Source organism: Streptomyces sp. NPDC058240 (genome assembly GCF_042882135.1).
GTDB lineage: Bacteria > Actinomycetota > Actinomycetes > Streptomycetales > Streptomycetaceae > Streptomyces.
In genome coordinates, this window is record NZ_JBHVWT010000001.1 from 751,753 (window position 1) to 770,753 (window position 19,001).

General features: G+C 72.0%; 14 protein-coding genes. 11 read left to right on the top strand and 3 right to left on the bottom strand.

The features are described 5' to 3' along the window. Positions 1 to 65: 65 nt before the first annotated feature. Together malQ and ACFVX4_RS03395 are read right to left on the bottom strand one after the other, a co-directional pair. On the bottom strand, positions 66 to 2,267 hold the full coding sequence (gene malQ / locus ACFVX4_RS03390) for a 4-alpha-glucanotransferase (protein WP_389971430.1): 2,202 nt from the start codon (positions 2,265 to 2,267) through the stop codon (positions 66 to 68). Then, positions 2,268 to 2,537, bottom strand: a complete 270-nt coding sequence (locus tag ACFVX4_RS03395; RefSeq protein ID WP_389971432.1) for a hypothetical protein — start codon at positions 2,535 to 2,537, stop codon at positions 2,268 to 2,270. It lies immediately after the preceding gene. Between the two features lie 310 nt (positions 2,538 to 2,847). On the opposite strand from ACFVX4_RS03395, the gene ACFVX4_RS03400 reads away from it, so the two are divergent. Then, positions 2,848 to 5,862, top strand: a complete 3,015-nt coding sequence (locus ACFVX4_RS03400) for a beta-N-acetylglucosaminidase domain-containing protein (RefSeq protein WP_389971434.1) — start codon at positions 2,848 to 2,850, stop codon at positions 5,860 to 5,862. A gap of 45 nt (positions 5,863 to 5,907) precedes the next feature. Here ACFVX4_RS03400 and ACFVX4_RS03405 read toward each other — a convergent pair whose 3' ends face one another. Further along, positions 5,908 to 6,444 (bottom strand): HNH endonuclease, encoded by a 537-nt coding sequence (locus tag ACFVX4_RS03405; RefSeq protein ID WP_350995451.1) that lies wholly within the window; start codon positions 6,442 to 6,444, stop codon positions 5,908 to 5,910. A 366-nt stretch (positions 6,445 to 6,810) separates the two neighbouring features. Here ACFVX4_RS03405 and ACFVX4_RS03410 point away from each other — a divergent pair, with 366 nt between their 5' ends. The 10 genes from ACFVX4_RS03410 to ACFVX4_RS03455 all read left to right on the top strand — a co-directional run bounded on the left by ACFVX4_RS03410 (position 6,811) and on the right by ACFVX4_RS03455 (position 18,999). Continuing rightward, positions 6,811 to 7,875, top strand: coding sequence for a mechanosensitive ion channel family protein (locus ACFVX4_RS03410; protein ID WP_389971436.1), 1,065 nt, complete (start codon positions 6,811 to 6,813; stop codon positions 7,873 to 7,875). 219 nt (positions 7,876 to 8,094) lie between these two features. Beyond that, complete coding sequence (locus ACFVX4_RS03415) at positions 8,095 to 9,318, top strand: ROK family transcriptional regulator (RefSeq protein WP_389971438.1); 1,224 nt, start codon at positions 8,095 to 8,097, stop codon at positions 9,316 to 9,318. A gap of 62 nt (positions 9,319 to 9,380) precedes the next feature. After that, positions 9,381 to 10,718: an ABC transporter substrate-binding protein gene (locus tag ACFVX4_RS03420; RefSeq protein WP_389971440.1), complete on the top strand. Its 1,338-nt coding sequence runs from the start codon at positions 9,381 to 9,383 to the stop codon at positions 10,716 to 10,718. A gap of 7 nt (positions 10,719 to 10,725) precedes the next feature. Beyond that, the gene (locus ACFVX4_RS03425; RefSeq protein ID WP_389971442.1) at positions 10,726 to 11,667 is read left to right on the top strand and encodes a carbohydrate ABC transporter permease; all 942 of its coding nucleotides are present in this window, start codon (positions 10,726 to 10,728) and stop codon (positions 11,665 to 11,667) included. A 1-nt stretch (position 11,668) separates the two neighbouring features. After that, positions 11,669 to 12,571: a carbohydrate ABC transporter permease gene (locus ACFVX4_RS03430; protein ID WP_329838480.1), complete on the top strand. Its 903-nt coding sequence runs from the start codon at positions 11,669 to 11,671 to the stop codon at positions 12,569 to 12,571. Positions 12,572 to 12,574: 3 nt separating this feature from the next. After that, complete coding sequence (locus tag ACFVX4_RS03435) at positions 12,575 to 13,840, top strand: 6-phospho-beta-glucosidase (RefSeq protein WP_389971445.1); 1,266 nt, start codon at positions 12,575 to 12,577, stop codon at positions 13,838 to 13,840. Then, positions 13,831 to 14,805: an N-acetylglucosamine kinase gene (locus ACFVX4_RS03440; protein WP_389971447.1), complete on the top strand. Its 975-nt coding sequence runs from the start codon at positions 13,831 to 13,833 to the stop codon at positions 14,803 to 14,805. The genes ACFVX4_RS03435 and ACFVX4_RS03440 overlap by 10 nt, the downstream gene beginning before the upstream one ends. Positions 14,806 to 15,119: 314 nt before the next feature. Then, positions 15,120 to 16,514 carry a hypothetical protein gene (locus ACFVX4_RS03445; protein ID WP_389971449.1) on the top strand — a complete coding sequence of 465 codons (1,395 nt, stop codon included), beginning with the start codon at positions 15,120 to 15,122 and terminating at the stop codon, positions 16,512 to 16,514. 11 nt (positions 16,515 to 16,525) lie between these two features. After that, positions 16,526 to 17,569 carry a glutamate ABC transporter substrate-binding protein gene (locus ACFVX4_RS03450; RefSeq protein ID WP_389971451.1) on the top strand — a complete coding sequence of 348 codons (1,044 nt, stop codon included), beginning with the start codon at positions 16,526 to 16,528 and terminating at the stop codon, positions 17,567 to 17,569. Positions 17,570 to 17,673: 104 nt separating this feature from the next. Then, on the top strand, positions 17,674 to 18,999 hold the full coding sequence (locus ACFVX4_RS03455; RefSeq protein WP_389971453.1) for a hypothetical protein: 1,326 nt from the start codon (positions 17,674 to 17,676) through the stop codon (positions 18,997 to 18,999). Positions 19,000 to 19,001 lie beyond the last annotated feature (2 nt).

Sequence of the window (19,001 nt, forward strand, 5' to 3'; positions counted from 1 at the left end):
TGCAAACGTAGCGAACGCCCGCGAGGGGCGCGCGCCCGGGGGTGCCGTACGGGGTCGGGGACGGATCACGGGTGGCGGTGCGGGCGGGCTTCCGGGTGGCCTTCCGGGCGGTCCCCGCTCGGGCGGAAGACCTCCATCAGTCGGTGCAGGCGGGGTGCGGCGGCCAGCTCCTCCAGGGTGACCGGGTGGCCCTCCGCGTCGGCGACGGGCAGGCGCCAGTTGGGGTACTGGTCCCAGGTGCCGGGGAGGTTCTGCGGGCGGCGGTCGCCGAGCGCGTCGGGCAGCCAGACGCCGGTCAGGCGGGCGGGGGTGCGCAGCAGGAAGCGGTGCACGGCGCGGACGGCGCCCTCCTCGTCGCCCTCGCCCTCGGGGAGCAGCCCGAGCCTGGCGAGATACCCCAGCCATTCGGCGGTGTCGGCCGCGTCCGCCGTCAGCTCCTGGTCCAGGGGGTGGGTGAGCAGGCCCAGGCGGTGGCGGAGCGTCACATGGTCGCCGGTCAGCCGGGCCGCGGTGGACGGCAGATCGTGCGTGGTGACGGTGGCGAGGCAGCCCTCGCGCCACTCCTCGGGGGCCAGTGGGCGGCCGGTGCCGGCCCAGTCCCGTTCGAACCAGAGGACGGAGGTGCCGAGCACGCCTCGCCGGGCCAGCGCCTCGCGGACCCCCGGCTCGACGGTGCCCAGGTCCTCCCCCATGACGACCGCGCCGGCCCGGTGCGCCTCCAGGACGAGGACGGCGAGCATCGCCTCGGCGTCGTGGGCGACATAGGTGCCCTCGGTGGGCGGGCGCCCCTCGGGCACCCACCAGAGCCGGAACAGGCCCATGACGTGGTCGATGCGCAGGGCGCCCGCGTGGGCGAGGAGCCCGCGCAGCAGTCCGCGGTACGGGGCGTAGCCGGAGGCGGCGAGGACGTCCGGGCGCCACGGGGGCAGGCCCCAGTCCTGGCCCCGGGCGTTGAAGGCGTCCGGGGGCGCCCCGACGGACATGCCGTGCGCGAAGGCGTCCTGCTGGGCCCAGGCGTCGGCGCCGCCGGGGTGCACACCGACGGCGAGGTCGTGGACGATGCCGACGGCCATGCCCGCGTCGAGGGCGGCGCGTTGGGCATCGGCGAGCTGACCGTCGGTCAGCCAGGCGAGCCGGCAGTGGAAGTCGACCCGGTCCAGCAGTTCGCCGCGGGCGCGGGCGGTCTCCTTGGACCGGGGGTCGCGCAGCCCGGCGGGCCAGCTGTGCCAGTCGGAGCCGTGCACCTCGGCGAGGGCGCACCACAGGGCGTGGTCCTCCAGGGCCTGCCCCTGCTCGGCCAGGAAGTCGCAGTACGCGGCGCGACGGCCCGGGGTGAGGGGCACCCGATGCACGAGTTCGAGAGCCTGGCGCTTGAGGTCCCAGACGGCGTCACGGTCGATCAGGGCGCCCTTGTTGAGGACGGTGTCGCTGAGCGTCGCGGCGTCCTGGCGCAGGTCGTCGAGGGTGCCCCGGTCGGTCACGTGCCCGTACTCGGGGATGGACTCCAGGTGCAGATGCACGGGGTCGGGAAAGCGCCGCGACGAGGGGCGGTACGGAGAGGGGTCGGTGGGGCGGCCGGGCACGGCGGCGTGGAGCGGGTTGACCTGGACGAATCCGGCGCCGAGTGCCCGCCCGGACCAGGCGGCGAGGTCGGCGAGATCCCCGAGGTCGCCCATGCCCCAGGAGCGGGCGGAGAGCAGGGAGTAGAGCTGGACGAGGAAGCCGTGACCGCGGGCGGGCGGCCGGGGCGCCCGGGGCGGGGCGACGACGAGCGTGCCGGTCGCGCTCCGGCCGCCGGGGGCCCGTACGGCCAGCCGGTGCACCCCGAGCGGCGGCTCGGCCCACCAGGCGGGGGCCACGGGCGCTCCCGCCCCCGCCGCGTCCGCCGGATCCGCAGGCCCGTCGGCGGCGCCCCGTACCGAAACGGCCGGATCCGGTCGGTCGGCCGGAATGCGCATCCGCGGGGGCGGGGGCGAACCGGGGTCCTCGGGGCCGATGTCCAGGGTGGTGCCGGGCGGCAGGGCGGTCAGGGCATCGGGCAGCGGCTCACCGGACCACACCACCACCGTCGGCGGAAGCAGCCGGGAGCGGGCCGCGGACTCGGCGGCGGCGAGCGATTCCCGTACCGCTCCGGGCGTGCCGGCGTCCACACCGAGCGCGGCGAGCACGGCGACGACCGTCTCGTCGGGGACGGACACCGTCACATCGGCGGACGGGGAGTAGGAGGTGGCGACGCCGTGCAGTGCGGCGAGCCGGGACAAGCCCATTCAGACTCCTGGGAACTCCGTGCCCCACGCGCCGCCGGACGTGGCCGGCTCGCTGGTCAGCGGGGCATTCACGGCGAGCGGGGGTTCGCTGGTCAGAGGTGTGGCGTCGGCGAGCGGCGGCTCGCTGGTGAGGGGTATCGCGTCGGCGAGCGGCGGCTCGCTCGTCAGCGGGCCGGGCACGGGGGCCGGGAACGCGTCGAACGGCGGGACGGCGGGCCCGGGCGCCCGCTCGGGGAGGGCGGGGAGCAGAAGCTTCGCGGCAGCGTGCATGGCGGCCTCCTGGCCGTGGGAAATCAGGACACAGCACGCCTACCCGGCGGGCTCGACCACAGACATCGGCGTCATCACAACGAATTCAACGTGCTCTGGGTCACATTCCGTTCCCCGTGGGCCAGTTCTCCGTAAGTTGTCCGCCGTTTTCGGCCATCCGGCGTCATCTTTGGCGTCCACGACCTCGACCCGCCGACCCCTGCCCCACCCGCCACATCGGGCATTTCCGGCACACCACCCACACGCATTGACACCCTCGCGCCCGGGTGGTGGGCTCGGAGCCCACCGGCGGTGACGAGGGAGACGAGCGATGCGGCTCAGGCGCGGAAAGCAGGCAACGGCCATCGCGGTCGCCGTGCTCGGCGGACTGCTCTCCACGGGAGCCCCGGCCGCCGTCGCGGCCCCTTCGGATCCCGGCTCCACCGCCGTCGCCACCCCCGACCGCACGGACGACGCCGCGCTGCCCGCCGTGTGGCCCCGGCCGCAGTCCATCGAGGCCGCCGGGACGTCCGTACCGCTCTCCGCAGAGGTCACCCTCGTCGCCGGCTCGCACGCCGATCCGTACGCGGTCGACGCGCTCCGGAAGATCCTGCGGGACGCGGGCGTGCGGACCGTCCACGAGGCCCTGCCCGGCCGCGGCCCGGTCATCGGGCTCGGCGGCGACGGCGCCCGGGACGCGCTGCGCACGCTGCACGCCCCCGAGCGCGGTGATCTGCCCTCCGGGGGCTACCGGATCGCGGTCGGCCGGGTCGCGGGGCGGGACACCGTCGCCCTGGACGGTGTCGGCGAGGACGGCCTCTTCCACGGCGTGCAGACACTGCGTCAGCTGATCCGGGACGGGGGCGTCGCCGGGGTCACCGTCAGGGACTGGCCGGGCACCGCCGTACGCGGAATGACCGAGGGCTTCTACGGGCAGCCGTGGACCCTCCAGGAGCGGCTGGCCCAGATCGGCTTCATGGGGCGTACGAAGCAGAACAGGTATCTGTACGCGGCGGGCGACGATCCGTACCGACAGGCCCGTTGGCGCGACCCGTACCCGGCCGACCGGCGCGCCGGCTTCCGGGCGCTGGCCGAGCGGGCCCGCGCCGAGCATGTGACGCTCGGCTGGGCCGTCGCCCCCGGCCAGGCCATGTGCATGTCCTCGGACGGCGACGTGAAGGCGCTGACGAAGAAGCTCGACGCGATGTGGGCGCTGGGTGTGCGGGCCTTCCAGCTGCAGTTCCAGGACGTCAGCTACAGCGAATGGCACTGCGACAGCGACGCCGACACCTTCGGCAGCGGCCCGCAGGCGGCGGCCAGGGCGCAGGCGCGGGTGGCCGGCGAGGTGGCGCGGCATCTCGCGGACCGGTATCCGGGTTCGCAGCCGCTGTCGGTGATGCCGACGGAGTTCTACCAGGACGGCTCCACCGACTACCGCGAGGCGCTCGCCGAGGAACTGGACGACCGGGTCCAGATCGCCTGGACCGGTGTCGGGGTCGTGCCGAGGACCATCACCGGCGGGGAACTGGCCGGTGCCCGCGCCGCGTTCGGGCATCCGCTGGTCACGATGGACAACTACCCGGTCAACGACTACGCCCAGGACCGGATCTTCCTCGGCCCGTACACCGGCCGGGACCCCGCGGTGGCCACGGGTTCCGCGGCGCTCCTCGCCAATGCGATGGAGCAGCCGTCCGCGTCCCGCATTCCGCTCTTCACCGCCGCCGACTTCGCCTGGAACCCGAAGGGTTACCGGCCGCAGGAGTCCTGGCAGGCGGCGATCGACGATCTGGCGGGCGGTGACGCACGCACCAGGGACGCACTGCGCGCGCTGGCCGGGAACAGCGCGACGTCCGTGCTGGGCGGTGACGAGTCCGCGTATCTGCGGCCGTTGCTGGCCGCGTTCTGGAAGTCCCGCGCGGCGCACGACGCCCCGGCGCGGGCCGACGCGGCGCGCAGGCTGCGGGAGGCGTTCACCGTGATGCGGGAGGCCCCGCAGCGGCTGAAGGGCCTGGCGGCCGGGCGTCTGGACGACGAAGTGCGGCCGTGGTCCGAGCAGTTGTCCCGGTACGGCCGGGCGGGCGAGCTGGCCGTCGATCTGCTCCAGGCCCAGTCGCGCGGCGACGGTGCCGCCGCCTGGCAGGCTTCGCTGGCCCTGGAACCGGTGCGCAAGGCCGCGAAGGCGGACGGCGCCACGGTCGGCAAGGGGGTCCTGGGCCCGTTCCTGGACCGGGTGCGCCGGGAGGCCGATGCCTGGACGGGCGCGGACCGCGGCGACGGTACGGTGACGAAGGCTCCGGGCAGCTACACGGTCCGGCTGGACCGGGCCCGCCCGGTGGAGGCCGTGACGGCGATGACCCTGCCCGGCGGCGGCACATTGGCCGGCGCGGCGCTGGAGGCCCGGGTGCCCGGCGAGGGTTGGCGCCGCCTGGGCGCGTTGTCGGCGACCGGCTGGACCCAGACGGCGGCGAAGGGGCTGCGGGCCGACGCGATCCGGATCAGCTGGCCCACGGGCGGTCCGTCGTTGCCCCCGGTCCTCTCCCGCACCCTGGCGCCGATGGCCCCGGGCGGCGATGTCTCCGGGAGCGCCCGGGTACCGGCTCCTCGGGTGCACGCGCTCGTGCCCTGGTTCGGCGACGAGCCCGCGGCCCGGCTCGATCTCGCACGCGGCGAGACGGACGCCGAGATCGGCGGCGGGCCGCAGCGGGTCGAGGCGCGCCTCGCCGCCCGCCGCCCGGCGGAGGTACGGGGCGCACTCACCGCGAAGGCGCCCAAGGGCATCAAGGTGGACGTCCCGAAGCAGACCAGGGTGCCGCGCGGTTCCCGTACCGACGTCCCCGTCGAGATCACGGTCCCGGCGGGCACCCCGGCCGGGGAGTACGAGGTGCCGTTCAGCTTCGGCGACGAACGCAGCACGCTCACCGTCCGGGCGTTCCCGCGCACCGCGGGCCCCGATCTGCTGAGCACCGCCACCGCGTCCTCGTCCGGCGACGAGACCCCGGACTTCCCGGCGGCGGCCGCCTCCGACGGCGATCCGGGGACCCGCTGGTCCTCACCGGCCGAGGACGGCGCCTGGTGGCAGGCGGAACTGCCGCGGCCCGCCCGGATCGGCCAGGTGGTGCTGCGCTGGCAGGACGCGTACGCCACCCGCTACCGCGTCCAGGTCTCCTCGGACGGCCGCAGCTGGCGCACGGCGGCGACCGTCCGGGACGGCAGGGGCGGGCGCGAGTCGGTCCGGATGGACGCGAAGGGCGCCCGCTACCTCCGGGTCCAGGGCGATGCCCGGGGCACCGAGTTCGGCTACTCGCTCTGGTCGGTGGAGGCGTACGCCGTCGCCGCGACGGATTAACGATCCGGGCCGTTGCCGCCCCGGGACGACGAAGGCCCGGATCCCTCAGGCAGAAATGCCGTCGATCCGGGCCATGGCGTCGTCCGCGCCGAACGGTTGCAAGTACGGCAACCAGCGCGGGTCACGGTGTCCCGTGCCGATGATCCGCCAGGCGAGGCCCGTCGGCGGGGCGGGTTGCTGGTGCAGCCGCCAGCCGAGCTCCGGCAGGTGCCGGTCCGCCTTGACGTGGTTGCAGCGGCGGCAGGCCGCCACCACGTTGTCCCAGACGTGCTGTCCGCCGCGGCTGCGCGGAATCACGTGGTCGACGCTGGTCGCGGCGGCGCCGCAGTACATGCAGCGGCCCCCGTCCCGGGCGAACAGCGCCCTGCGGGTCAGCGGTACGGGTCCCCGGTAGGGAACGCGGACGAACCGCTTCAGGCGGACGACGCTGGGGGCCGGGACGGCCCGGGTGGCACTGTGCATGAAGGCGCCGGACTCCTCGAGACAGATGGCCTTGTTTTCGAGGACGAGGACGAGCGCGCGGCGGAGCGGTACGACGCCGAGCGGCTCGTACGACGCGTTGAGAACCAGGACATGCGGCACGGTGGATGCCTCCTTGTACGCCGGCGGCGCGTGGCTCGCGCCGGGACGATCCGATCTCAGTCTCTACTCCTGCCTGGTGGAAGCGCCACCACGTGCGGGTAACGGGCCGGAAGGATTTTTGCCCCGGTCCCCCGCCGCTCGCGCCGCGGCCACATGCGGAACGGGCGCTTCGGGCCCGCTGTCGCGGCGGCCCGTGCCCGGTGTGCGATCGGCCACAGAAGGCCGCTGCCGGCCCCTCCCCGCTCCTGCTCCTCACCCCCGGCATCCCCCCGTGAGACGCGTCTCTCCCCTCGGCCGCGACAACGGAGTACTCCCGATGCCCCGTTAGTGTGGTCGGGCCGCCGTCGCCCATCTGGAGGTCCCACCGTGTCCCTGTCCGCCCTGTTGGCCGCAGCCCCGTCACCCGAGCCCGGCAGCTCGTTGGACGAAGCCGCCAAGCAGGCCGGCGACGCCGCGGGCTGGGTGGAGGAGAACTGGTCCACCTGGCTGAACACCGGTCTGCGCATCATCCTCATCGCGGCGATCGCGATCGTGTTGCGGATCGCGATCCGGCGTGCTCTCACCAAGCTCATAGAACGGATGAACCGCAGCGCCCAGGCGGTGGAGGGCACCGCTCTCGGCGGGCTGCTGGTCAACGTGGAACGCCGCCGTCAGCGCTCGGAGGCGATCGGTTCGGTACTCCGCTCGGTCGCGTCGTTCCTGATCCTCGGCACGGCCGCGCTGATGATCCTGGGCGCGTTCCAGATCAACCTGGCCCCGCTGCTGGCCTCCGCCGGTGTGGCCGGTGTGGCGCTCGGTTTCGGTGCGCGCAACCTGGTCACCGACTTCCTCTCCGGTGTCTTCATGATCCTGGAGGACCAGTACGGCGTGGGCGACACCATCGACGCGGGCGTCGCCTCCGGCGAGGTCATCGAGGTCGGCCTGCGGGTCACGAAGCTGCGCGGCGACCACGGCGAGATCTGGTACGTCCGTAACGGCGAGGTGAAGCGGATCGGCAACCTCAGCCAGGGCTGGTCGACGGCCGGCGTCGATGTGACGGTGCGTCCCACGGAGGACCTCGACAAGGTACGTACGGTCATCACCGAGGCCGCCGCGGCGATGGCCAAGGAGGACCCCTGGAACGAGCGCCTGTGGGGGCCGGTGGAGGTCCTGGGCCTGGACGCCGTGCTCCTGGACTCGATGACGGTCCGGCTGAGCGCGAAGACGATGCCGGGCAAGGCGCTGGGCGTGGAGCGCGAGCTGCGCTGGCGGATCAAGCGGGCCTTCGACGAGGCGGGCATCCGCATCGTCGGGGGCATCCCTGCCCAGGCGGACGAGCCCTCCGCGGCCGACCCGGCGGCCGGCATGGCCGCCCCCTCGGCCTACGCCTCCGCCACTTCCCCCCAGTCCCTGGCCACGGCCCCGATCACCCCGCCGAACATCTCGAAGTAGTACGCGCCGTACGGGTGTCCGGCGGGCCGATGGGACCTCAACTCGGTTCGCCGACGAACCGGTTGGGCATGCGTCACCATGGACCCGGACATTCCGGAAGTGTTCCAGGTAACGCTTTGGTTGCCACGGCGGCGCTTCCCATTGACGGCCAGGTAACGCGCGCATACCGTCCTCTCACCGAATAGGAAACTTTCCTAACAGAGGGCAGGTGCAGCACTCATGGCCGGAACCACACCGGGTACCCCCCGCGTTCTGCGGGCCATGAACGACCGGGCCGCCCTCGATCTGCTGCTGGAGCACGGTCCCCTCTCGCGGACCAGGATCGGGAAGCTGACCGGGCTCTCCAAGCCCACCGCTTCGCAGTTGCTGGCACGGCTGGAGGCGGCCGGGCTGGTCGTCGCGACCGGGACCGTGGCCGGGCGGCCGGGGCCCAACGCACAGCTGTACGGGGTGAACGCGCGGGCCGCCCATGTCGCGGGACTGGATGTGAACGCCCGCCGGATCGTCGCCGCCATCGCCGATGTGACCGGGGAGACGGTCGGGCAGTTCGAACTGCGCACCCCCGGGCGGCGCGCCGACAGCGTGGTGCGGCAGGTGGCGGACGCGCTGGACGGGGCGGTAAAGGACGCCGGGCTCACCCGTTCCGATGTGCACCGGGTCGTCATCGGCACCCCGGGCGCCTTCGACCCCGGTACCGGGCGGCTGCGGTACGCCTCGCACCTGCCGGGCTGGCACTCCCCCACCCTGCTGGAGGAGCTGGCCGCCTTCCTGCCGATGCCGGTGGAGTACGAGAACGACGTGAACCTGGTCGCGGTGGCCGAGCAGCGGCTGGGCGCGGCGCGCGGGCACGAGGACTTCGTCCTGCTGTGGAACGAGGAGGGGCTCGGTGCCGCCCTCGTCATCAACGGACGGCTGCACCGCGGCTTCACCGGCGGCGCGGGCGAGGTCGGCTTCCTGCCGGTGCCGGGTACCCCGCTGGTCCGTCAGGTCACCAAGGTGAACGCGGGCGGCTTCCAGGAGCTGGCGGGCGCGCAGGTGCTGTCCCGGCTGGGCCGGAAGCTCGGCATCGACGACGAGCTGATCCGCGCCCCCGGTACCCACCACGAGGTCGCCGCCCGGCTGCTCGCCCGCGCCGCAGAGGCCGCGGAGGCGGGCGAGGACGGCCCGTACCCCCGGCTCCTCGATCTCTTCGCCACCGGCCTCGCGACCGGCCTCGCCTCCATGATCGCCGTGCTCGACCCGGAAGTCGTCGTGCTGTCCGGCGAGGTGATCGCGGCCGGCGGGGAGCCGCTGCGCTGCCGGGTGGCGTCCGAGCTCACCGAACTGGCGGCCTCCCGGCCCCGGCTGATCGCCGGGGAAGTGAAGCACCGCCCCGTACTGCGCGGCGCGCTGGAGAGCGCCCTCGCCACCACCCGTGACGAGGTCTTCGACACGTCCCGCTGATCCTTCTCGGCCCGCCCTCTTCCCTCCGTACCCCCGCCCCCATCCTTCACCGGGAGACCGCCATGTCCGGAAACCGCCGGAAGACGGCCGCCGCGTTCGCCGCGACCGCCGCCATATCTCTGCTCGCCTCGGCCTGTATGGGCCAGAGCAACTCCGGTGCCAGTGATGACCCGTCCAAGGAGACGACCATCAACTTCTGGCACGGCTGGATCTCCCCGAACGAGGTCAAGGGAATCCAGGCGACGGTGGACGCCTTCCAGAAGGCGCACCCCAACATCCATGTGAAGGTCGTCGGCAACATGACCGACGACAAGGTCAACCAGGCACTGCGGGCGGGCGGTTCGAACGCCCCGGACGTCGTCTCGTCCTTCACCACGAACAATGTCGGCAAGTTCTGTTCGTCGAAGGCGTTCATCGACCTCAACCCCTTCCTGAAGAAGGACGGGATCGACCCGGACAAGACCTTCCCGAAGGCGATGAACGAGTACACCCAGTTCGACGGGGTGCGCTGCACCGTGCCGCTGCTCGGTGACGCGTACGGCCTCTACTACAACAAGGACGCCTTCGAGAAGGCCGGGATCACGAGGCCGCCGAGGACCTGGTCGGAGCTGGCCGAGGACGCCAAGAAGCTGACGAAGACCAAGGGCGACTCGTACGAGCGGCTCGGTTTCATGCCGAACTACCACGGCTACGAGACGACGACCGAGCACTACCTCGGCGCCTGGGACGCGAAGTACTTCGACGCGGACGGCAAGTCGAACATCGCCAAGGACCCGTCGTTCGCCGCCATGCTCACGACCCAGAAGAAGCTGGTCGACGACCTGGGCGGCTACGAGAAGCTGGAGAAGTACCGCACGTCCTTCGGTGACGAGTGGGGGGCCAAGCACCCGTTCCACACCGGCCAGGTGGCGATGCAGCTGGACGGCGAGTGGCGGCTCGGGATGGCCGAGGAGACCAAGCCGAAGTTCGAGATCGGCGTCGCCCCGATGCCCGTCGCCGACGACCAGGCCGACACCTGGGGCAAGGGCTATCTGACCGGCACCATCGCCGGGATCGCCGCCACCTCGAAGAAGCAGAACGCGGCCTGGGAGCTGGTGAAGTTCATGACGACCGACACCGACGCCGTGGTGAACTTCGCCAACGCCATCCACAACGTGCCGTCCACCCTGGCGGCGCTGAAGTCGCCCAAGCTGAAGTACGACCCTCGGTTCAAGACCTTCCTGGACATCGCCGCGAACCCGAACAGCACCACCACCCCGCCCTCGGTGAACGGCGGCGCGTACCTGGTGTCCCTGCAGAACCTCGGATTCGACATCGAGAAGGGCAGGCAGAAGGACGTCAAGGCGGGTCTGGAGAACACCGCCAAGGAAATCGACGCGGCGATCGCACAGGCGAAGTAGAACCGCGATGACCACCTACACACTCCGTTCGAAGCGCCGCCGGTCGGCGCTGCGGACAGCGGCCTTCATGTCGCCGTGGCTGATCGGGTTCTGTGTCTTCTTCGCCTACCCGCTGATCTCCACGCTCTATTTCTCCTTCACCGACTACGACGGGTTCTCAGCCCCCGAGTTCAGCGGGCTGAAGAACTGGTCCTTCGTCTTCAACGACTACCCGCTGTTCTGGCCGGCGCTGCGCAACACGCTCTGGCTGGTCGTGGTGATGGTCACCTGCCGGGTGGTGTTCGGCCTCGGCATCGGGCTGCTGATCACCAGGATCAAGACGGGGGCCGGGGTCTTCCGCACCCTGTTCTACCTGCCGTACCTGGCCCCGCCGGTCGCGGCGACACTCGGCTTCGTCTTCCTGCTCAACCCCGGGACCGGGCCGGTCAATTCGATCCTCGGCGAGCTGGGGCTCCCCACGCCCGGCTGGTTCACCGACGCCGCCTGGTCCAAGCCGGCCCTGACCGCGCTCGCGGTGTGGGGGGTGGGCGACCTGATGGTGATCTTCATGGCCGCCCTGCTGGACGTACCGAAGGAACAGTACGAGGCGGCGGAGCTGGACGGGGCGACCTCGTTCCAGCGGTTCCGCTTCGTCACCCTGCCGAACATCTCGCCGATCATCATGTTCGCGGTGGTCACCGGGATCATCCAGACGATGCAGTACTACACCCAGCCATTCGTGGCCGGGAAGGTCGCCTCGGGTGTGATGGGCGGCTCCGGGCAGCAGTTCGAACCGGGCTATCCCGACAAGTCGACACTGACGCTTCCGCAGGTCGTCTACAACCTCGGTTTCCAGCGCTTCGACTACGGCTCCGCCTGCGTGGTCGCGCTCGTTCTCTTCGTACTCGCCATGGCGTTCACCGCACTGCTGATGCGGCGCCGCAGCGGGCTGATCCAGGCAGGTGAGTGACGTGGCGCAGGTACTCGACGCCGTCAAGGAAGCCGACCCCGCGACCGGCCCGGTCACCCCGGCCGAACGCAGGGCGCGCCGCAAGTCGCTGCTGAACTGGATCGCCGTGCACTCGCTCGGGGTCGCCGCCGCGCTCTTCTTCGTGCTGCCGTTCGTCTTCCTGGTGCTCACCTCGCTGATGAACGGCCAGCAGGCGCTGACCCGCGATCTGTGGCCGCACCCCTTCGAGTGGAGCAACTACCAGCGGGTGTTCGACACCGACGGCTTTCTGACCTGGTGGAAGAACACCCTGCTGTACGCGGGGCTCGGCACCGTCCTCACGGTCGTCTCCTCGCTGCCCGTGGCATACGCGCTCGCCAAGTTCCGCTTCCGCGGCCGGCATCTGTCGCTGATGCTGGTCATCTCGATGATGATGCTGCCGCCGCAGGTCGTCGTCATCCCGATGTACCTGTTCTGGGCGAAGCAGCTGGACCTGTCCGGCACGCTCTGGCCGCTGATCATCCCGATGGCCTTCGGCGACGCGTTCTCCATCTTCCTGCTGCGGCAGTTCCTGCTGACCATCCCGAACGAGTACCTCGACGCGGCGAAGGTCGACGGCTGCGGCGAGCTGCGCACCCTGCTCAAGGTCGTCGTGCCGATGGCCAAGCCGGGCATCGCCGCCGTGGCCCTCTTCCAGTTCTTCTACGCCTGGAACGACTACTTCGGCCCGCAGATCTACGCCTCGGAGAACCCGGCCGCCTGGACGCTCAGCTACGGCCTGGAGTCCTTCAAGAGCGCACACCACACCGACTGGAACCTGACCATGGCCGCGACCGTACTGGTCATGGCCCCCGTGATCCTCGTCTTCTTCTTCGCCCAGAAGGCGTTCGTCGAGGGCGTCACACTGACCGGAGTAAAGGGCTGACCTATGAAGCTGGCAGTAGTTGGTGGCGGGTCCACCTACACACCTGAACTGATCGACGGCTTCGCCCGGCTGCGGGACACGCTGCCCATCGAGGAGCTGGTGCTCGTCGACCCGGCGGCCGACCGTCTGGAACTCGTCGGCGGTCTCGCCCGGCGGATCTTCGCCAAGCAGGGCCACCCGGGGCGGATCGTCACCACCTCGGACCTCGACGCGGGCGTCGCCGACGCCGACGCGGTCCTGCTCCAGCTGCGCGTCGGCGGCCAGGCCGCCCGCAACCAGGACGAGACCTGGCCGCTGGAGTGCGGCTGCGTCGGCCAGGAGACCACCGGCGCCGGCGGCCTCGCCAAGGCGATGCGCACCGTGCCGGTCGTCCTGGACATCGCCGAGCGGGTCCGCCGCACCAACCCCGATGCCTGGATCATCGACTTCACCAACCCGGTCGGCATCGTCACCCGGGCACTGCTCCAGGCCGGCCACAAGGCCGTCGGCCTGTGCAACGTGGCGATCGGCTTCCAGCGGAAGTTCGCCCGGCTGCTCGACGTCACCCCGGCCGAGGTCCACCTCGACCATGTCGGGCTCAACCACCTGACCTGGGAGCTCGGGGTACGCCTCGGCGGCCCCGAGGGCGAGAACGTCCTGCCGAAGCTGCTCGCCGAGCACGGCGACACGATCGCGGACGATCTCCGCATGCCCCGGGCGATCACCGACCGGCTGGGCGTCGTCCCCTCGTACTACCTGCGCTACTTCTACGCGCACGACGCGGTCGTGCGGGAGCTCGGCACCAAGCCGTCCCGCGCGGCCGAGGTCGCCGCGATGGAGAAGGAACTCCTCGCCATGTACGGCGATCCGGCGCTGGACGAGAAGCCCGCGCTGCTCGCCAAGCGCGGCGGCGCCTTCTACTCGGAGGCGGCCGTGGACCTGGCGTCCTCGCTGCTCGGCTCGGGCGGCTCCCCGGTGCAGGTGGTCAACACCTACAACAGGGGAACGCTGCCGTTCCTGCCGGACGACGCGGTGATCGAGGTGCAGGCCCGGGTCGACGGCACGGGCGCGACGCCGCTCGCCGTTCCCGGGCTGGACCCGCTGTACGCCGGTCTGATCGCCAACGTGACGGCGTACGAGGACCTCGCCCTGGAGGCCGCGCTGCGCGGTGGCAGGGACCGGGTGTTCAAGGCGCTGCTCGCGCACCCGTTGATCGGCCAGTTCGAGTACGCCGAGGCGCTCACCGACAAGCTGATCGCGCACAACCGGGAGCACCTGGCGTGGGCGTGAACGCTTTGGTCCTCGCGATCGACGCGGGGAACAGCAAGACCGACGTGGCACTGATCGGTGAGGACGGAACGGTGCTGTCGACGGCCCGGGGCGGTGGTTTCCAGCCGCCGGTCGTCGGCGTGGAGGCGGCGCTGGACGTCCTGGCCCCGTTGCTCGGACAGGCCCTGGCCGGCTCCGAGCGGTCCGTCGACGGCGTGGAGCATGTCTCGGCGTGCCTGGCCAACGTCGATCTCCCGGTGGAGGAGACCCAGTTGACCGAGGCCCTGGTCCGCAGGGAATGGGGCCGCACGGTCGAGGTGCGCAACGACACCTTCGCGATACTGCGCGCGGGGGTGGACGAGCCGCGCGGTGTGGCCGTGGTCTGCGGTGCGGGGATCAACTGTGTCGGCATGGTGCCGGACGGGCGGACCGCGCGGTTCCCCGCCATAGGCCGGATGTCCGGTGACTGGGGCGGCGGCGCCGGGCTGGCCGAAGAGGCTATGTGGTTCGCCTCGCGGGCGGAGGACGGCCGCGGTGAACCGACCGAGCTGGCCCGCACCCTGCCCGCGCACTTCGGGCTCGGCTCGATGTACGCGCTGATCGAGGCGCTGCATCTGGGCCGGATCGAGTTCGAGCGCCGGCACGAGCTGGCTCCGGTGCTCTTCGCGACCGCGGCGGCCGGGGACCCGCTGGCGGGCGCGCTGGTGGACCGGCTGGCGGAGGAGGTCGTCGCGATGGCTTCGGTCGCGCTGGGCAGGCTGGACCTGCTGGGCGAGGAGTCGCCGGTGGTGCTCGGCGGCAGCGTGCTGGCGGCCCGCCACCCGCAGTTGGACGCGAAGATCACCGAACTCCTCGCAATTCGCGCCCCGAAGGCGGTGCTGCGGGTGGTGGCGGAGCCGCCGGTGCTGGGAGCCGCGCTGCTCGGCCTGGATCACACGGGCGCGCCCGCCGCGGTCCACGAGAGGCTGCGCGCACAGTACAGCTGACAGGTCGTTCCCGGCCAGGGGGCGTTCCGCGGCGTTCTCGCGCCGCGGGACGCCCCTTGCGCACGGGAACCGTTCAGTTGTCCCGGACGTGTTCATGAGTGGGGAGATCGGCCCGCACCGGGTACTGGTCCGCCGATCGGCTTGATCGGCGGCGCAGGCCTTGATCGAATGCGTGTGATCGCATCCATGGGCCGATGCACGATCCAGACGTTTCTGGTGTGGATGTCGGTCCCTGCGGCCATACTTCATGGCCGGGCACCAGTCCCCGATCGGCCGGGGGCCGGGCCACCGTCAGTGACCGAGGGGGAGGTCGAGTGACATACCCGCCGAATGTGCGCACGGCGCCGGAACACGAGCGGGCACAGCCGCCCGTGCCCGCGACCGTACCCGCTCCGCCGCAGCGCGGTGCGCTGTCCGTGACGGCCGACAAGGTGCGGGCCGCGGCCACCACCGAGCCGGGCAGGCTCCAGATCATCGGGGCCGTGCTGGCCCTGCTCGTCGTGGCGTTCGGGGCCGTGACGGCCTTCGAGATCGCCGACCGGGCGTCCGCCGCCGACGACGTGGTGGGCCGCAGCCAGCCGCTGAGCGCCGACGCGGCGGCCGTCTACCGCTCGCTGGCGGATGCCGACACCGCCGCGGCGAGCGGCTTCCTGGCCGGGGCGCAGGAGCCGGCCGATGTCCACGCCCAGTACGAAAAGGACATCAAGGAGGCGTCCCGCCTGCTGGTGAGGGCCGCCGCCAATACGGACGCGTCGACGAAGTCCGGGCAGGAGATCACCACGCTCAACGTGGAACTCCCCCGCTACACGGGCCTGATCGAGCGGGCCCGCGCCAACAACCGGCAGGGCCTGCCGCTGGGCGGGGCCTACCTCCGGTACGCCAACCAGAAGATGAGCAATGTGCTGCTGCCGGCCGCCGAGCGGCTGTACGCGGCGGAGACCGGCCGGCTCGGCGAGGACAGCGATTCGGCCAGGACCTGGCCGTTCTTCTCGTTCGGGCTCGGTCTCGTGACGCTGGCCGCGCTGTGCTGGGCGCAGCGGCGCAACTACCGCAGGACGAACCGGGTGTTCAACCACGGGCTGCTCGTCGCGACCGCGGCGTCCACCGTGGTGCTGCTGTGGCTGGCCGTGGGGCAGACGGTGGCGCGGTCCGAGCTGCATGCCGCCGATGTGAACGGGCAGCAGTCCCTCGATGTGCTCAACCACGCGCGGATCGACTCGCTGAAGGCGCGCGCCAATGAGAACCTCACGCTGGTCGCCCGTGGCGCGGTGCTCACCCCGGACGGCAAGCACGACAAGTACGAGACCGACTACAACACGGGCATGAAGGCCCTCGGTGAAGAGCTGAGGAAAGCCGGGAAGCTTGCCGGTGACGACGACGGGGGGAGCCGACCGGTGGCGAAGGCCGTCGATGCCGTCTCCGAGTGGCAGGGCCGCCACCGGACCGCCCGCACGGCCGACGACAGCGGCGACTACGAGGGCGCGCGGACGCAGATCATCGGGGCGAAGGACTCCACGGGCGAGTCCTTCGAACGGGTGGACAAGGCCCTGGAGCAGGCGCTCGCCCATGAGCAGGACGAGTTCACCCGGGCTGCGGAGGACGGGCGCGGGGCGCTGTGGGGTCTGCCGGCCGGGGCCGCGGCGCTGGCCGCGCTGGGGGCCGTGGCCGCGATCGTCGGGGTCAACCGCAGGCTCTCGGAGTACCGGTGAGAGGGGTAGCGATGACCAGGAAGCGCGCGGGCGCGTGGTCCGCCCGGGTGAGGCTGCGCGGCTGGGGCGGGGTGACGGCCATGGCCGCGGCCTGCGCGGTGACGGCCTCGCTCACCCTGCTGCCGCTCTCCCACGGCGGCGCCGAGGCGTTCCGCGGGGCCGTCGCGGGCCAGGGTGCCGCACAGGCGGTCCAGACCAGGGCCGACGAGTGCACGGACCCGGAGGCGAGCCTTCCACCGCGGTCCGACAGCGGTCCGAGCATCGAGAAGATCAAGGCGCGCGGAAAGCTGATCGCGGGCATCGACCAGAACAGCTTCAGCTGGGGGTACCGCAACCCGGAGAGCGGCAGGATCGAAGGCTTCGACATCGATCTGGTGCGGGCGATCGCCGAGAACATCCTGAACGATCGGAACGCGGTGATCTTCCGGGCGATTCCCACCAACAAGCGGGCCGAGCTCCTGGCGAACGGCACGGTCGACGTCGTCGTGCGCACGATGACGATCAACTGCAAGCAGCTGCAGAAGGTCTCGTTCTCCACCGCCTACTTCCAGGCCGGGCAGCAGGTCCTCGCGCCTAAGGAGTCGACGATCACCGGGTACGACAAGTCCCTGGCCGGCAAGCGGGTGTGCACCGCCAACGGCTCGACCGCCTACGACGCGTTGAAGAAGCAGTCGTTCGGGGCGGTCTTCGAGGACCCGCACGACGGCACCGACAAGGACGAGAACCAGCTCACCGTCCCCAACCAGCTGGACTGCCTGGTGCGGCTGCAACTGGGCGAGGTCGACGCCGTGGTCACGGACAACGCACTGGCGGCCGGCCAGGCCGCCCAGGACCCGGCGGTCGAGCTCAAGGGCGACAAGCCGTTCACCACCGAGTACTACGGCGTGGCGACGAAGCGCGGCGCGAACGATCTGGTGGCCCGGGTCAACCAGGTACTGGTCGACTACCGCGCGGGCGGCAAGGACAGCCGCTGGATGCAGTCGTACCGGGACTGGCTGCAGGACGGTCTGCCGGGGATAGAGGGGCCGCCGGCCCCCAAGTACCGGAGCAACTGACGCCGGGCCGGCCGGGTGGACGCGACGGAGCGGACCCGGCCGGAGAGACAGTGGCACTGATCCTGCCGGGACCCGTCCCGGCAGGAAGAGCGGAGAGGTGATCGATGGGCGTCGCGGGCCCCTTTCCCGGCCATGCGGCCGGGCCCCCCGTCCCGGTCATGGACCGGGACGAGGCGGACCGTGCGCTGGCCCGGCTCGGCGCGGAGCACGAGGCGATCGAGACCTCGCTCCTCGCCCTCCAGGACCACGCGGGCCGCCGGCTCCTGGAGGGCGCCGATCTGACCGGTGTCACCAAGGAACGCTGGGCCTCGACCGATCAGGCGATCACGCTGCTGTGGGGGTATTTCGACGCCTACGCGGGGGCACTCGCCCAGGCGCGTGCGGTGCGGGCCCGCCGCCGCTATCCCAACCGGGACGATCTGGTGGCCCTCACCGAGCTGCTGCGCGGCCAGGGCGTCACCGTGGCGCACGCCGCGGCACGCCCCGATCCGTCGATCGCCAGTCCGGCCAGGCTCTCCGAGCGGTTCACGCTGGAGGAGCTGGTCGCCCGGATGAACGAGCTGTACGCCCGCTCGCTGGACATGGTCGTCGCCTCCGACTCCGTATGGTCCGCGCTGCCCGCCCGGATAGATCTGCTCGCCGCCGAGCTGCACCGCACCCGTTCGCTGGCGCACTCCGTGGGGGTGCGGCCCGGTGAGCACCCCGCGGGGGACGACCTGGAGGCGATCACCCACGAACTGACCACGCTCCGGGTGCAGGTGATCTCCGATCCGCTCGCGTTCTGGCTGCCGGGGCCGGGCAGTTCGGCGCCCGGCGGCGGTCGCCCCGACACGGCGCGCTACGACCGGGCGGCCCGCGCCCTGGACGATGTGCGCCGCGAGATCGAGGCGGTGCTCGCGGTCCGGCAGGACGCCGAGCAACGCCTGGTCCAGCTGCGCGACGTGCTCTCCCGCGCGGACCGCACCCTGACCGAGGCCCGGTCGGCGCGCGGCGAGGTGCTGGCGAAGATCGCGGCCTCCGAGGTGCCCGCGGTCAGCGGCCCGGCGACCGTGCTCCAGGAGCGGCTGGCCGCCGCTTCGGAGTACCGCAGGCATGCCCAGTGGCACCGGCTGTCCCCGCTCCTGGAGACGCTGGAGCGGGAGGCCGAGGAGGAATTGCTGCGGGCCCGCGAGTCGTTGACCGCGGTCACGGCCCCGCTGGCGGTACGGGCGGAGCTGCGCGGCAGGCTCGACGCGTACAAGGCGAAGGTCGCCCGGCACGGTCTGGCCGAGGACCCGCTGCTGATCGAGCGGTACGACGCGGCGCGCCGGATGCTGTGGAGCGCACCGTGCGATCTGCGGGTCGCCGGACAGGCGGTGCTGCGCTACCAGGAGGCGGCGGCCGAACTGCTGTCCCAGCACCGGGCACCGGGGCCGGAGGACCGGCGATGATC

Bases quoted from the DNA above. Each gene is read 5' to 3' on its own strand.
- malQ (WP_389971430.1), bottom strand. From the start codon at position 2,267: ATGGGCTTGTCCCGGCTCGCCGCACTGCACGGCGTCGCCACCTCCTAC.
- ACFVX4_RS03395 (WP_389971432.1), bottom strand. From the start codon at position 2,537: ATGCACGCTGCCGCGAAGCTTCTGCTCCCCGCCCTCCCCGAGCGGGCG.
- ACFVX4_RS03400 (WP_389971434.1), top strand. From the start codon at position 2,848: ATGCGGCTCAGGCGCGGAAAGCAGGCAACGGCCATCGCGGTCGCCGTG.
- ACFVX4_RS03415 (WP_389971438.1), top strand. From the start codon at position 8,095: ATGGCCGGAACCACACCGGGTACCCCCCGCGTTCTGCGGGCCATGAAC.
- ACFVX4_RS03420 (WP_389971440.1), top strand. From the start codon at position 9,381: ATGTCCGGAAACCGCCGGAAGACGGCCGCCGCGTTCGCCGCGACCGCC.
- ACFVX4_RS03425 (WP_389971442.1), top strand. From the start codon at position 10,726: ATGACCACCTACACACTCCGTTCGAAGCGCCGCCGGTCGGCGCTGCGG.
- ACFVX4_RS03435 (WP_389971445.1), top strand. From the start codon at position 12,575: ATGAAGCTGGCAGTAGTTGGTGGCGGGTCCACCTACACACCTGAACTG.
- ACFVX4_RS03450 (WP_389971451.1), top strand. From the start codon at position 16,526: ATGACCAGGAAGCGCGCGGGCGCGTGGTCCGCCCGGGTGAGGCTGCGC.
- ACFVX4_RS03455 (WP_389971453.1), top strand. From the start codon at position 17,674: ATGGGCGTCGCGGGCCCCTTTCCCGGCCATGCGGCCGGGCCCCCCGTC.